Source organism: Psychrobacillus sp. INOP01 (assembly GCF_018140925.1).
Lineage (GTDB): Bacteria > Bacillota > Bacilli > Bacillales_A > Planococcaceae > Psychrobacillus.
In genome coordinates, this window is record NZ_CP073315.1 from 895,180 (window position 1) to 909,919 (window position 14,740).

Genomic DNA, 14,740 nt, shown 5'->3' on the forward strand with positions numbered 1-14,740 from the left:
TTCTCCTTCGTTTACAATTTATTATCTATATTAAAAGACTGAATAATTTCTTCCAATCCCTCCTCTAATGAGTAAAATGGTTCCCACTGAAGAAGTCTTTTAGCTTTTTCATTTGACAGTACACTTCGTTTAATCTCCGCCGCATCCAACTCTTTTACAATTGGCTCTATTTCTATATTAGTAAAGTGTGAGATTAACTTAGATACTTCGTTAATCGTTCTTTCTATTCCTGAACTAATATGGAACACACCGGTTTCATGACTTACCAGTGCAGTAAGGCAAGCAGCGGCTACATCTTTTACATATATGAAGTCCCTTGTTTGACTTCCATTATGAATAATTGGCGCTTCTTTTTTATAAATTCGATGAAGAAAGCTCGAGATGACGCCACTCTCCTGATTTGGCCCATAAACATTCGAAAACCTTAAAATACAGCTTTTAAGGCCGAACATTTTTTCATACAAGCGCACATAATTCTCAGCAGAAACTTTTGATAATCCATAAAAGGAAAGTGGAGATAATTTAGAATCTTCCTCTACGGGTAGAGCACTCGGATTTCCATAAACAGCGGCCGAGGAAGCAAAAACACATTTTTTTATGTTAAATTGGTTGGCGTATTTAAGTGTATTGAGTGTTCCTAATACATTCGCTTGACAATCTGCTATTGGGTTCTCCATAGAATCCAGTACCGAAGTTTGTGCAGCTAGATGAATAACATAATCCGGCTTTTCTAGTTCAAAAATGCGTTCAGTTTCAGAATTTGTAATATCAGCTTCATAGAATGTTGCATTTCTAGGTACTCTGCTTTTTTTTCCATTTGAAAGATTATCTAAAGCAACGACTGAAAATTGATGATCTAATAGCTCCTGGACTACAAATGATCCTATAAAACCTGCTGCTCCCGTTACTAGTACTTTCAATCTTTTTCCTCCAATTTTATTAGGTTTTTATACGTTTGAAAGGTTTGACTGTACATCCGCTCAAAGGTAAAACTAGCTTCATATATTTCGCGACTTTTTTTCCCCATACTTTTTCGTAGTGAAGGATTTTCGATTAATGTAGTAAGTAACTCGGGCAGATTATGGTGAATTAAAAACCCATTTTCAGAATTCCTCACAGCCTCTTTCACTCCCCCTACATTAGACGCAATAATTGGAAGTCCATGCGCCATTGCTTCTAATATGGATAGAGGCAACCCCTCCCATGAAGAAGTGAGTACAAAAATATCCGCATCCATCAATAGCTCGGAGACGTTGGAATGATTGCCTAAAAATGTTACTTTATTCCCCAAATGATGCTCCTGTACATATTGAGCCGACTGCTCTTTTAGCCTACCGTCACCAGCAAAAATCATATACCAATTTAATTCTCTTATTTGGAAAAGTGCATGTAATAGCTCCAATTGTTTTTTAGGTTTGTCAAAACGAGCCACCATTAATATTTTTACCATGTCATTAGGTACTAGTTGAACGTTACCGCGGCTTTGATCCATTACACCATTGTGAATTGTTATTAATTTGGAAGGGCTTAACACCTGATGTTGCAACGCAAGAATTCTGTCATAATCACATACGGTAATTACTTTTTTCGATATTTTACCAATCCACTTTTCTACTCTACGATATAAAACCTGTTTGTTTTTCGCCACACCATCAGTGAAAGCCCATCCATGTGCTGTGAATACAAAAGGAATTCGAAGCGTCCAACAGGCGATTCTTCCAAGAATCCCAGCTTTAGAGGAATGAATAGCTACAATATCAGGATCCAATTGTTTTAAGGCTTTTCTAATTTCAAAAAAAGCGAGTAAATCCTTGACCAAGTTCATATTTCTTATTAAATGCTTCAGTGGAATGTATTCAATCTCTTTTACATAAAGCTCATCTGCTAGTTGTTTTTTGGTTCCATAAAGGATTGAGACTCGATTACCGTCCGCTACCAGTCTTTTCGAAAGGTAAAGAACATGTACTTGAGCTCCCCCTACCTCATACATATGTGTAATCAGCTGAACAATTTTCATCTATTATCCCTCATTTTATTTTGTAGAAACCAATTGAGAGTAAGCGCTATTCAATATAGAGTTTGTAATCCGTGAAGTTACATATTAGAAGACATAGACATTACTACTGATGAAATCATCTAATTCCTCTCTCTTCCTAACTACCATAAATTGATTATCTATTTTTGCGATAATTGGGGGTCTCTCTTTGATGAAAGGAGGATTAAGTACTATAGTGTAAGCACCCATGTTGTGGAATACTAGAAAATCTCCTGCTTTTGGAATTTCTCCAACATGGTCAATCATTAAATAATCTTTCTCCATGCATGTATAACCAACAACATTAAACCTATCTGTTTGATAGTCAGCTACATTTGTTTTGACAAGTTCCATCGAGGTATTTTTTTTACTAATACTAGGTTTAATATTATGAACACTACCATTAACTAGAACAAAATATTCATTACCATTTCTCTTCACATCGACTACTTTACAAAAGAATTTAAATGTATCAACTACTAAAGATAAACCTGGCTCGACTATTAAAAATGGTTCGTTTTTAAAATGTATTTTTTCTTTATTCATAATGGAACAGATCGCCATTGCATAATCATCATATGAAGGGACGTTATTTATTTTCATTGTTTCGGGTACATGACCATAAAATCCGCCTCCAATATCCAGATACTCTAACGTGTTTGAAATATATATTTTTGAAAGATCGCATAATTTCTGGGTTATTTTCTCATAAACTTCTAAACTTCTTAATTGGGTAGAAAAATGACCATGCAGACCAACCACATCTAAGTTTTCTATTTGCTTTAAATCGTTTAAAGCTTTTTCTAAATTTCCATTTTCAACACAAAAGCCAAATCTACTTTGCTTAAATCCATCCTGAAGAGGGCTTTCCCCATCAATTGATATATCAAAATTTACTCTTAATCCTACTTTATAATGATTGCTTTTATTCTTCCGAATATATTCTTTTACTATCTCAACTTCACTAAACGAATCTAGGTTAATAATGCTGCCTTCTTTCAGCGCTAAAGCGATATCATCCGGAGACTTCAACGGGCCATTAAAAATAATATTCTTTGGATTCATTCCGATTTTTAGTGCTAAATCATATTCAATCCTAGAAACAACTTCTGCGTATCCTCCTAATTTAGATATTTCTTTTAATAAAATTGGTAAATAATTTGTTTTATATGAATATCCAATAATAAATTTACTGTACCTACTACTAAATGCTGAGAACATCTTCAAATAGTTTGTGCTTAATTTTTCCAAGTCAAATAAATAAAAGGAGTCTCCAAATCGCTTTTTTAATAAATTCACTTTCTCTAAATAATCAACCTGGTCACTATTCTCTATTCCCTTAATATTGTGCACCGATTAATTAGCCCCTTTTTTATCTCATAATTGGTTGAATACTGAAATTAAATAAATTTTTAGCTAATCAATTGAATATCAATGTATTGTTTCATGTTCTTCATTTTGAATTTCAACTCTTCTGAGGAACTAAACTTTAGGAAAACAATTCCCACTATTTTATCTAAGCCTTTAAATATTTCTATTTGATCTTCATATTTTTTATTTATTACTTTTTGAATAATATTTTCTTTTATTTCATCAGAAAATACTATCTCTTTTAGCTTTCCTTTTTCAAATGAATGCAAGTAATAAGTGGCATAGTAATTCTGTACCTGCCTGTCATTAATTTCTATCTTGTTGTTATTTAAAGCTGCTTCAACGGTTGCTTTTACAAAGTCTACACCCGTTGCCATTTCTAATAGTTGAGATATCATATGCCCACCATTCCTAGCAGCCATTTCAATAATATATGGTTCTCCATTTCTATCAAACAGAACTTCAATATTAAAGACTCCCCTACTTATGTTCAATAAATTTATTACTTCTTGCAGTTCCTTGCGTACTAGTATTAGCCTTTCTTCCTCTATAAAAACTGGATAACTGTTACCTGTTGGAATAAATACATTTTTCTCTATATCTCTATATCCATTTAAAAATCCAAAACATTCAATAACTCCATCTACTACGATTATGTCTCCACCAATCATGCACTCATGTGTCATATCAATATACTCTTCGAGAATGACTAGTTTTTGTTTTGAATTTAAAAGAGCTTTATCAAACGCCCTATCAAACTCTTCCAGAGAAAATATCCGTGTAACTCCTCTACTTCCTGAAGAATCTACAGGTTTTACCATTATCGGAAATTCAAAATCTGTAAGGCAATCCTTTGCTTCACTTTTTGAATGGTTGCTTCTCACTTTAGGACAATTAAAGCCGTTATTCATTAAAAAATCTCTGAATAGGTTTTTATTCGATAAAATTAATACGGATTCATATGGATTTGATGGTAAGTTTAATTTGTTTGCTACATAAGCTGCCGTAGCTGTTGCTACTTCTGATGAATAAGCAACAATTCCATCGATATTCTTTTGCTTTGCAATTTCTAGTACCGCTTCCTTATCCGTTGTGCTTACACAATAATATTCATCAGAATGATATTGTCCTGGATTATCTATTAAATAATCACATAAAATAGTGTAATATCCTTGTTCTTTTGCACATTTAATCGCAATAACTTGCTGAGCAGATCCACCAAGTAACATGATTTTCTTCATACATACACCCCAATAATCTTAATGTTTTTTTGAAGTCTTGTTAGCATTAGAAATATGAGACATTGTCCATTTTCTATTTTCTAAATACCATTGTATTGTTTTTGAAAGACCGTCATTGAATGTATTAGAAGGAACCCATCCCAACTCTTCACTAATCTTAGTATTAGCAATCGCATATCTTCTATCATGCCCCAAACGATCCTCAACAAATTCGATTAAATCCTCACTTTTGTTTAAATAATTTAAAATGAATTTAATAGTTTCTATATTTTCTTTTTCATTATTTCCACCGATGTTGTATACCTCTCCAATTCTTCCGTTATGGAAAACTGAATCGATTGCCGAGCAGTGGTCCTCCACATACAGCCAATCTCTTACTTGTTTTCCATCTCCATAGACTGGTATTGGAAGATTATTTAAAGCCTGTGAAATAACCAAAGGGATTAACTTTTCAGGATATTGATATGGACCATAATTATTTGAGCATCTAGTAATAACAGCAGGTAATTTGTACGTTTCATAATAAGCTCTCACCATTAAATCTGCAGATGCTTTGGAGGCAGAATAAGGACTATTCGGTGAGAGATTTGTCTTTTCAGTAAAATATCCTTCTTTACCTAAAGCACCGTAAACTTCGTCCGTAGAAATTTGGATAAATTTAACGTCGTCTTTATATTCAGTGCAATATTTATCTAATTTATGGACCTTCCAATAATGTTTGGCTGTATCTAATAATGCCTGTGTACCAAACACATTTGTTTTTAAGAAAACTTCTGGTTCATCAATACTTCTGTCTACATGAGATTCAGCTGCGAAGTGGATAACAGCTTGAATATCATATTGGTGAAACAGTTTAGATAGTAGATCACGATCACAAATATCTCCTTTTACAAAGTGATATCTTTCTTCGTGCTCGATATCCTTTAAATTTTGCAGATTACCAGCATACGTTAATAAATCCAGATTAACTATTGTGTAATCATATTTTGATAGCATATATTTTATAAAATTTGATCCGATGAATCCTGCGCCACCTGTAACTAAGATATTCATCCTAATCTCCTTTATGCTCTATTAGAATTTGCAACATCTACTAAATACTTGCCGTAGTTTGTCTTCATTAACGGTTCCGCGAGCTTTAGTAATTGTTCTTTCGATATATAGTTTCTGCGAAAGGCTATTTCCTCAATACATGAAACATATAATCCCTGTCGGTTTTGGATAGCTTCTACAAAATTAGATGCCTCTAAAAGAGACTCATGGGTTCCAGTATCTAACCAAGCTAATCCTCTTCCCATTATTTTTACCTTCAATTCTCCCAATTGAAGGTACTCATTAATAATAGAAGTAATTTCTATTTCTCCTCGATCAGAAGGTTTAACCTCTTTAGCTATTTTTGTTACTTGATTATCAAAAAAATAGAGACCTGGTATCGCGTAAAAGGATTTTGGATTCTCGGGTTTTTCTTCTATTGAAATAGCATTTTCTTCTTCATCTACCTCTACTACACCATATGCTCTAGGGTCCCTCACATAACACCCGAATATAAGGGCACCTTTTGATAAGTTAGTTGCTGCTTCCTGTACTTTATGCCCAAAATTAGAGCCATAAAAAATATTGTCACCGAGCACTAAAGCAACTGAAGAGTCGCCTATAAATTCCTCACCAATAATAAAGGCATCTGCAAGACCTGTTGGATTTTCTTGTATGGCATATGTTAAATCCACCCCTATTTTAGTACCATCTTCCAATAATTCTTGAAATCCCTCTATATCTCTTGGAGTAGAAATAATTAGTATGTCTCTTATTCCCGCAAGCATTAAAACTGATAGAGGATAATAAATCATTGGTTTATCGTAAACTGGTAGCATTTGCTTAGAGATAGCCTTTGTTAGCGGATATAAACGAGTACCAGATCCACCAGCTAAAATAATTCCTTTCATATAGAATCACGGATCACTTTACAAATTTTCTCAACCGATTCAAGTTGCAATTCACCGTAATATGGCATAGCAAGTACTTGTGTCACAGCTTTATTGGCAATCGGAAGATTTTCTTTACGAGCAGATTCTAAATGCTGATACCATTCAAAGTCGCTACATAAAGGATAAAAATACTTTCGTGTAAATACGTTGTACTCTTTTAGTTTCTCGTGTAGCCAATCTCTTGATCTTCCATACAACTCTTCATCTATTTGAATGACAAAATACTGATAACTGCTGCATTCATCTTCTAATTTCGTCAACACGTTAATACCAGGTACGTCGGTCAAGTACAATTCATACGCTCTTTTTATTTCATGTCTTTTCTTGCGTTCGGTTTCCACAAGCTTTAATACTTCAAGTCCAACTACCGCCTGAATTTCGTTTAACTTTGCATTTAGACCTGAAAGAACCACCTCCTCTGGGTTTGCTATTCCAAAATTTTTTAGGAGGCTCAGTTTTTCAACTAAACTATTGTCTCTAAAAGTTAATGCTCCGCCTTCTACAGTATTAAAGAGTTTTGTTGCATGGAAACTGAACATCGTCATATCACCGTAATTGCCAATAGCTTTATTATTTAGATTTGTTCCAAATGTATGGGCACCATCATAAATTACCTTCAAATTATATTTGTTTGCGATTGATTGAATTTGTTCTACATCACATGGGTTTCCAAATGTGTGAACACCAAGAATAGCAGAAGTTTTTTCCGTAATGAGGGGTTCGATTTTTGCAGCGTCTAGGGTAAGTGTTGTGGGATCTATATCACAAAAAACAGGAGTTAAATTATTCCAATCTAATGCTTGAACTGTTGCGGGAAAAGTAAATGGAGTTGTAATAACTTCTCCGGTTAAATTTAAAGCTCTTAAACCTAAGAGTAATGCGAATGTCCCATTATTAAATAGGGATAAATTTTCTACTTGCAAATATTGTTTTAGTTCTTCTTTCAAATAGTCTTCCTGAGGGCCATTATTTGTAAGCCATTTACTATCCCAAACATCTTTTAGCTTAGCGTATACATCATTTAGATCAGGAAGTAATGGTCTTGTAATGTATATAGATTCATCTTTTATCATCTAAAACTCCCTTTTAATCTCATTTGGATTGATTACTCCATATCGTCTAATTGAATTTCAATGAACTTATTCATATTTTTCATTTTGAAATTTAATTCTTCTAAACTTCTATATTTCAAAAAAATAATTCCCATTGCTTTACTAGAGTTGTCAAATATTTCAACTTCTTCATTTACCTCTTTAAAGATAATTTTGTCAATTATATTCTCTTGTATGTCCTTGGAGAATATAATGTTTTTTAATCTACCTGCTTTAGAAGAATGGATGATATAAGTTGAAAAATAAGAATCTAATGGTAAAGAACAGCCAACTTTTAGTTCATCGATTTTTCCTAAAGCTGCTTCAACGGTAGCTTCAACTAAATCTACCCCTGTTATTATTTGGAGTAGTTGTGGTATCATATTCCCACCGTTTCTTGGTCCCATTTCTATAATGTATGGACCTCTATCTTTACTGAACATTACTTCAATATTAAATGCTCCCATTCTTATGTCCAGAAGGGTTATTACTTTTTGTAACTCATCATGTATTAAATGTATTTTTTCTTCCTCGATTAATAATGGATAGCTCTTACCTATTGGTACCAAGGAATTGATTTCTTTACTTCTATGACAATTTAATAACCCAAAGAAGTCTATTTTTCCATTAACAACAAAAATATCACCCCCAACCATATACTCATGTGACATCTCAATAAACTCTTCAATAATCACCTGATTATTCTTGGAGTAAGAAATTGCCGTATTAAATGCATCATTTAATTCTTCTTGTTTATCAATTTTGGAAACACCTTTACTACCTGAGGAGTCAGTTGGCTTAACTATTAATGGAAACTGAAATTCACTTAAACTATTAATTGCTTCTTCAACGTTTTTGAAGCTTTTTGCTTTAGGACAATTAAAATTATTTTTGAATAGAAATTCTCTAAATAAGTATTTATTTGACAGCACTAGTACTGACTCGTAGGAATTCGAAGGCAAATTTAATCTATTACTAACAAATGCTGCAGTTGCTGCAGCTGGATCGGATGCATATGCCACAATTCCATCAATCTTTTTTTGCATCGCGATTATGCAAATTGCCTCTTTATCAGTTGTGCTCTCACAATAAAATTCATCTGAATAATATTGACCTGGATTGTCTTGTAAGAAATCACATAATATCGTATGATAACCCTGTTTTTGGGCATATTGTATTGCTGGTAACTGTTGTATTGAGCCTCCAAGGAACATGACTTTTCTCATTAATTCCCCTCACTTTTTCTTGATTTCTGACCAGATAAGAAAGACCTTAATAGTTCTATTAAAAGAAGCAACTCACGAATATTACAGATTTTACTTAATCCTATATAAGCTCCAATACCTATACTAATTTGTAAAATAAGAGTGGAAATACTCCCGAGTGTTATTATCTTACCAATCATAACTACAATAGCTCCCATTACAATGGAAACCCCCAAAATCGGTAGTAGGTCTTTTACCTGTTCTTTAGTCGAATATGAAATCTCTCTTGCTGAATAATGCATATTAATAAGTAATGAAAGATAAGAATTTATGACTGCCGCGCAAATTAATCCAATGATTCCTAGCTTAAATAAGAAAGAAAGTACAATAAGTATGGTGAGAAGGCCTTTTTTAATAATTTCTAATCGCAAAAACAAATCAGATCTACCTTTGACTTGTAAAATATTTAAGTTTAAAGCGTGAAGTGGATATAACATTCCTGCAAAGCACAGCAATTGAAAATATATGACTGAAGGCATCCACTTCTCTCCAAAAAGAATTAGGAATATTGGGTTCCCTATTGCTGCCAAGCCAATTAACAATGGAAAGTTAATAAATGCAGAAAGTTTAATTATTTTCTTGAATCCTAGTTCAAGACGATTCTCATCCTCTTGGATACTACTAAGCACTGGATACGTTACTCGTTGTACTGTCGAAGCTAAGGATTGCGATGCAAGGTCCCTAACTTTTACCGCATTTGTATAATATCCAAGCTGTGTAATTGAAAAAAACTTACCTATTATTAAAAAATAGAGATTGTTATAGAAAGTATCTATGAGACCAGAAAGAAGTAATTTTGAACCAAAACTAAAAAAACGTTTAAAGGATTGGTAATTAAAAACAAAACTTGGTAGCCATCTATTATAAATAATGAGCAACAAAGCCTGAATTAGCTGAAGTAAAATCATATTAACTACCAGACTCCAGACTCCAAATCCTAAAACTGCTACAATTATTGTAATTGTTCCTGAAGTTACGGATGATATGACACTGATTTTTGTAATTGTACGAAAGTCAATCCTCTTCATAAGCATAACTCTTTGAATAATTGCAAAGGCATTAATGATAATGACAATAGAAAGCACTCGAATAATCTCTAGTAATTGAGGTTCTTCAAAAAAAACACTAATTCCTTTAGAGCTGATAAAGAGTATTCCATATAATACAAAGGAGATTCCTAGATTAAAAAAGAACACAGTTGAATAATCTTCCTGAGTTGTGTGCTGATCTCTTATGAGGGCCTGGGTAAATCCACTGTCCACAATAGAGTAAGAAATAGCGATAAATACTAAAATCATTCCAAACACACCAAAATGCTCTGGCACTAATAACCTAGCTAAAATTATTTGTATAATAAACTGAATCCCGTAATTTGCCATCAATTCAGTAAAACTCCAAACAATCGCTCGTGTCGTCTTATTCGTTAAAGAGGCTGTACCTTTCATATGATGTCCTTAATCATTTGGTTTTTTCATATATTTAGTAGTTTTTAAGCTGGATAATTTCATAAACAACTGCGGATAATTACAGCGTAGAAATACTTTAAGATGTACACTTACTTTGTACATTAAAGAATAGTTAGGTATTGTTTTATTCTTTATCCTTTTCTTTTGGAGGATTAATAATTCATATTCTAAGCCTTCCTGAACCTTTGCTATTTCATTTTTATACCTATATTCCGAGTATTCATTAAAGCCGTTTAACAGGTTAATAATTCCACTATTTATTTGAGTAACCTTTTCTCTATTATTACTGCTAAGAATCATGCGATTTGTCCATGATCCCTCTACACCACTTCGATATGCGCACATGCATTTATCCATATAATACGCATACCCGTGACTTGCGAGTAACATCTGCATTGGATAATCACCTATTGGTGCTGTTTCATAAAAGTGAGGTGGATTTTCCATTAAGTTTTTAGGATAAAATAACGATGGTGTTGGACAAAACCCTCCACCTCCAGTAATAATATCCTCCATTGGGCTAACTTGATCAGTAACATAAGGTCTAATAAATCTATCAGTTCTTTTACTCGGTGCCTGAATTATTTCAGCAGAATGAAAGCATAAAGTACAATCTGGATGATTCTCCATATAGTCTACTTGCCGCTGCAGTTTATTAGGATCTGTCCAATAATCATCCCCTTCGCATTCAGCAATATACTTTCCTTTACTGTTTTGAATAAGTCGTTGCGAATTTTTTCTTGCACCTATATTAGTTGGAGATGTTATTATTCTAATTTTATCTGGATACAAATTTGCATAGTGATCTACTATTTTTCTAGTATTATCAGTGCTACAATCTTCCCCAATTAGAATTTCATATTTAAAGTCTGTTATTTGATTTACAAAACTTTCAATTGCCTCAGCTATAAAATTCTCATGATTGTAAGTAGTACAGTTGACACTGACTAAGATATTCAATCTACCACTCATTTCTTCGTTCATTTAATGGAATCCATGCTAAAGCTAGTAGCAGCCAAAAATGTCTCCAATGTAATGTATCAACAAAAAAACTATTAAATGCTAAACCTATTAGACTTGCAAAAATGACGACATAAAAAACGCCATCCTCCCGCTTCGAACTCCAGTAACTGGAAAGTGCTTTAAACGTACTTACAATGAGAAAAAAACTGAAAGATAAAATACCGATTACACCGTTCTCTGTAAAAACCCGGGCGTAAAGGCTATGTGGAGAATATTTAAAGGTATTCTCAGACTGACCTGACCCAATTCCGAGTGGGTTAGAAATTCCACTTTCAAATGCCGCAAGCTGCGTTCCAAATCGCTCATTATCATAATTTTGAAAGCTTAATCGAGATACGAGTAAATCTTCGATTAAAGGAGTTTGAATTATAAATAAAATAATCGGAATCCCGGCAATTACGATAAATAATACAGTATGAATTCTTCTTTTAAATAGATTTACTTTGAACAGAAATAGATAGATAAATAGAGAGATAAACAAGTTGCCCCATGCTGCTCTAGAAAAACTAATAATTACTGCAGCAATTAATATTAGAAAGGTAAGATAGTAGAACATTTTTTTCTTTAATGGCATGTCCTTGCGCTCTGTCATACTTAACGAAAACAAGGCTGGCATAACTAAAAATGGACCAAAAACATTAGGATCTTTGAAAAGTGCTTTGGCTCTTCCATACATTAAAAATAAATCACTAAAAGGTATGAGATTTAAAAAAGCTAAAATACCAATAATTGCTGAAAGACATGCAGATATTAAATAACCATGTAATATAAATTGCAAACGTATTCGAGTTATCCTTTTACTCAGCCCAATTATTCCAATCCACGTTAGTGCTAAGTAAAATGTAATTGCTGTAAAGAAAATAGAAGGTCCAATAGTTTTAATAAAAAATAAAGATAATATATTGCTTATTAAAAATATAGAGAGAATTATTATTGGAAAAACCATTTCCTTTGAAAAGCTGTAGATAGAGAAAGTAAAACCTATTATTAAAAGTAGAATAATAAGTAGATCATAAGGAGATGGTTCGATGACAACGAAGGAGCTAACTGCCAATGTAAAAAATAAAAAATACGATATCCAATTATTACTTCTCTCAGCCATTGTCTTCTCCTCATGTATAATATTTCCCTACTATCTCTTTGTATCCAATACGTAAAACTCGCTACCTTTTAAAACATGCTTTGCATTTTCTTTGAAATATTCTACTAAGTCAGTACTATATTTACTTTCAATATATTCATATGCTTTGTTCAATAGAAAAGGTCGATGCCTTAAACTGTGCGCATCTGATGCAATAAAGTGAACAAGTTGTTCTTTTAGAAGCTGGTTCGAAAATGCCTTAATTTTCCTTCCATTCTTTCCAAGTACACTTCCAGCTGTAATTTGTAAAAGTGCTCCTCTTGCTACAATTTCTAATACTTTATCTTTGTTCTGCAAGAGAAATGCGTTCTTTTCTGGATGAGCAATGATTGGTATTAAGCCCTTTAATTGAAGTTTATATAATACATCGAATAGATAAGGAGGAAAGTGATTATTAGGTAATTCAATTAGTAGATATTTCCCACTATTCGCTAGGGTTAATAAGTTATTATCTAATATACTTTCATTCAATAATATTTCCATTCCAGCATATAACGTAACGGGAATATTTTTTTCTAGTAATAGTGCATTCATTTCCCTTACCTTCGTGTATACAATCAATGATTTATTTTTATACGTTTCGTCTTGGTGCGGAGTTGCTACAATATGTTTTATTCCGTTAGCTGCCGCATTCGCTATAAGCATCAATGATTGTTCTACTGTTGCAGCACCATCATCTAACCCTGGTAAAATATGATTATGAATATCTACTAGCAATTGTCTCCGCTCCTTTAGTAATAATCAGTTGATCGATCTTGTTGAAATTTATTTCGATTTAAAATTGTTCCTAATACATTAGCTTGCACTTTATGAAGCTTCTCTAAGCTTTTCTTTGCAATATCCTTTTTTGTTTTACTACCATTGATAACGAGCAGACAGCCATCCGCTATATCTACTAAACTAAGCACATCAGCAACCAATAATGGTGGACTATCAATAATAATGACATCAAACTGCTTCTCTAACTGGTTGAGCAATATTTTCATCTCATTGGATGAAGAAATTTCAGCTGGATTCGGAGGATAAGGACCTGCCCCAATGAATGACAGGTTTTCAAATTCTGTAAGTTGGATAATATCTGCAAGCTTTGCCTGCCCAGCTACAAAGGAAGTAATCCCTGCTTGTTTTTTCATATTAAATATTTTTCTACCTACAGGTCGACGTAAGTCTGCGTCAACATAGACAACTTTTTTATTATCCATCGCAAACGTTTTCGCTAAACTTGCACTGATGAATGATTTTCCTTCCCCCGCAACTGAGCTTGTAATTACAACCGATTTAATTGTTTGTTCATTTAATTGGAATTGTATATTTGCTCGTATGTTTCGAAAGGACTCAATCGAATTTTCAAACCTGTTCAATTGGTCTTTTATAACAGGAATTGAACCCATGCTAGGTAAACTAAGATGCTTTTCTGTTAATTCCTCAAGATTTAAAATAGTAAAATATGTTTCTTTTATTATTAAGAAAACGAAACAAATAAATGTTCCTAAGAAAAAAGAAATAACGAAATAAAACGCAGAATGCGGATTAACCACTTTTGTATTATTTTTAATTGAAGCTTCCCCGAGGATAATTAAATTTTCCATCTTCATCAAAGTCTTAATTTCTTCTTGAAATACATTCGCAACCATATTTACTAAATCAACTGCACCCTTCGCTGTTCCATCCTGTACTTGAATCGTCATGATTTGTGACTGGTTATTCGATATTATTGTTATTTTATTTTTTAATTCATTTATACTTACTTTGTTATCCATGGAATCACTTACTTTTTCTAATACTTGGTTTGTAGTTAATAAATATTTATATGTTTCAATTAAACGTAAATTCGCATCGATCTCATTGATGGAGACCCCTGTGTTTGGAGTAGTTGAGTAATTAACAAGAATATCCATTTCTGCTTCATAAACTTTTGGAATTGTTAGTCCAATGGCTCCTCCAGTGCAAGTTATGAACAATATAATCACTACTATTCGGATCCAATAACTTTTTATTACTCCAAATATTTGCTTAATATTGATACTATAATTCATGTTAACTTCATCGTGTCCAAATTAGCAGACTCCTCCCTTAAAATTTCCAGATAGAATTATATTCAACCGTTTATCCCATAAACTTG

General features: G+C 33.0%; 13 protein-coding genes. All 13 read right to left on the minus strand.

Translation table 11 applies throughout. From position 1 onward, the window contains the following. Positions 1 to 11: 11 nt before the first annotated feature. The 13 genes from KD050_RS04575 to KD050_RS04635 all read right to left on the minus strand — a co-directional run bounded on the left by KD050_RS04575 (position 12) and on the right by KD050_RS04635 (position 14,654). Positions 12 to 920, minus strand: a complete 909-nt coding sequence (locus KD050_RS04575) for an NAD-dependent epimerase/dehydratase family protein (RefSeq protein WP_211895055.1) — start codon at positions 918 to 920, stop codon at positions 12 to 14. Beyond that, positions 917 to 2,017 (minus strand): glycosyltransferase family 4 protein, encoded by a 1,101-nt coding sequence (locus KD050_RS04580; protein ID WP_211895056.1) that lies wholly within the window; start codon positions 2,015 to 2,017, stop codon positions 917 to 919. The genes KD050_RS04575 and KD050_RS04580 overlap by 4 nt, the downstream gene beginning before the upstream one ends. 84 nt (positions 2,018 to 2,101) lie before the next feature. Continuing rightward, the gene (locus tag KD050_RS04585) at positions 2,102 to 3,388 is read right to left on the minus strand and encodes a type III PLP-dependent enzyme domain-containing protein (RefSeq protein ID WP_235753914.1); all 1,287 of its coding nucleotides are present in this window, start codon (positions 3,386 to 3,388) and stop codon (positions 2,102 to 2,104) included. Between the two features lie 59 nt (positions 3,389 to 3,447). Further along, positions 3,448 to 4,647: an ATP-grasp domain-containing protein gene (locus KD050_RS04590; RefSeq protein WP_211895057.1), complete on the minus strand. Its 1,200-nt coding sequence runs from the start codon at positions 4,645 to 4,647 to the stop codon at positions 3,448 to 3,450. Positions 4,648 to 4,665: 18 nt separating this feature from the next. Next, positions 4,666 to 5,700, minus strand: coding sequence for a dTDP-glucose 4,6-dehydratase (gene rfbB / locus KD050_RS04595; protein ID WP_211895058.1), 1,035 nt, complete (start codon positions 5,698 to 5,700; stop codon positions 4,666 to 4,668). Positions 5,701 to 5,711: 11 nt separating this feature from the next. Continuing rightward, positions 5,712 to 6,590, minus strand: a complete 879-nt coding sequence (rfbA, locus tag KD050_RS04600; RefSeq protein WP_211895059.1) for a glucose-1-phosphate thymidylyltransferase RfbA — start codon at positions 6,588 to 6,590, stop codon at positions 5,712 to 5,714. Continuing rightward, entirely contained in the window at positions 6,587 to 7,705 is a 1,119-nt protein-coding gene (locus tag KD050_RS04605) for a DegT/DnrJ/EryC1/StrS family aminotransferase (RefSeq protein ID WP_211895060.1), read from the minus strand. The genes rfbA and KD050_RS04605 overlap by 4 nt, the downstream gene beginning before the upstream one ends. Before the next feature lie 32 nt (positions 7,706 to 7,737). Next, the gene (locus KD050_RS04610) at positions 7,738 to 8,949 is read right to left on the minus strand and encodes an ATP-grasp domain-containing protein (protein ID WP_211895061.1); all 1,212 of its coding nucleotides are present in this window, start codon (positions 8,947 to 8,949) and stop codon (positions 7,738 to 7,740) included. Next, positions 8,949 to 10,433, minus strand: a complete 1,485-nt coding sequence (locus KD050_RS04615; RefSeq protein WP_211895062.1) for a lipopolysaccharide biosynthesis protein — start codon at positions 10,431 to 10,433, stop codon at positions 8,949 to 8,951. The genes KD050_RS04610 and KD050_RS04615 overlap by 1 nt, the downstream gene beginning before the upstream one ends. A gap of 9 nt (positions 10,434 to 10,442) precedes the next feature. After that, the gene (locus KD050_RS04620; protein WP_211895063.1) at positions 10,443 to 11,438 is read right to left on the minus strand and encodes a glycosyltransferase; all 996 of its coding nucleotides are present in this window, start codon (positions 11,436 to 11,438) and stop codon (positions 10,443 to 10,445) included. Further along, complete coding sequence (locus KD050_RS04625) at positions 11,416 to 12,579, minus strand: O-antigen ligase family protein (RefSeq protein WP_211895064.1); 1,164 nt, start codon at positions 12,577 to 12,579, stop codon at positions 11,416 to 11,418. The genes KD050_RS04620 and KD050_RS04625 overlap by 23 nt, the downstream gene beginning before the upstream one ends. 30 nt (positions 12,580 to 12,609) lie before the next feature. Continuing rightward, on the minus strand, positions 12,610 to 13,335 hold the full coding sequence (locus KD050_RS04630; RefSeq protein WP_211895065.1) for a tyrosine-protein phosphatase: 726 nt from the start codon (positions 13,333 to 13,335) through the stop codon (positions 12,610 to 12,612). Between the two features lie 14 nt (positions 13,336 to 13,349). Beyond that, complete coding sequence (locus tag KD050_RS04635; RefSeq protein ID WP_211895066.1) at positions 13,350 to 14,654, minus strand: tyrosine-protein kinase domain-containing protein; 1,305 nt, start codon at positions 14,652 to 14,654, stop codon at positions 13,350 to 13,352. Between the last annotated feature and the right edge of the window lie 86 nt (positions 14,655 to 14,740).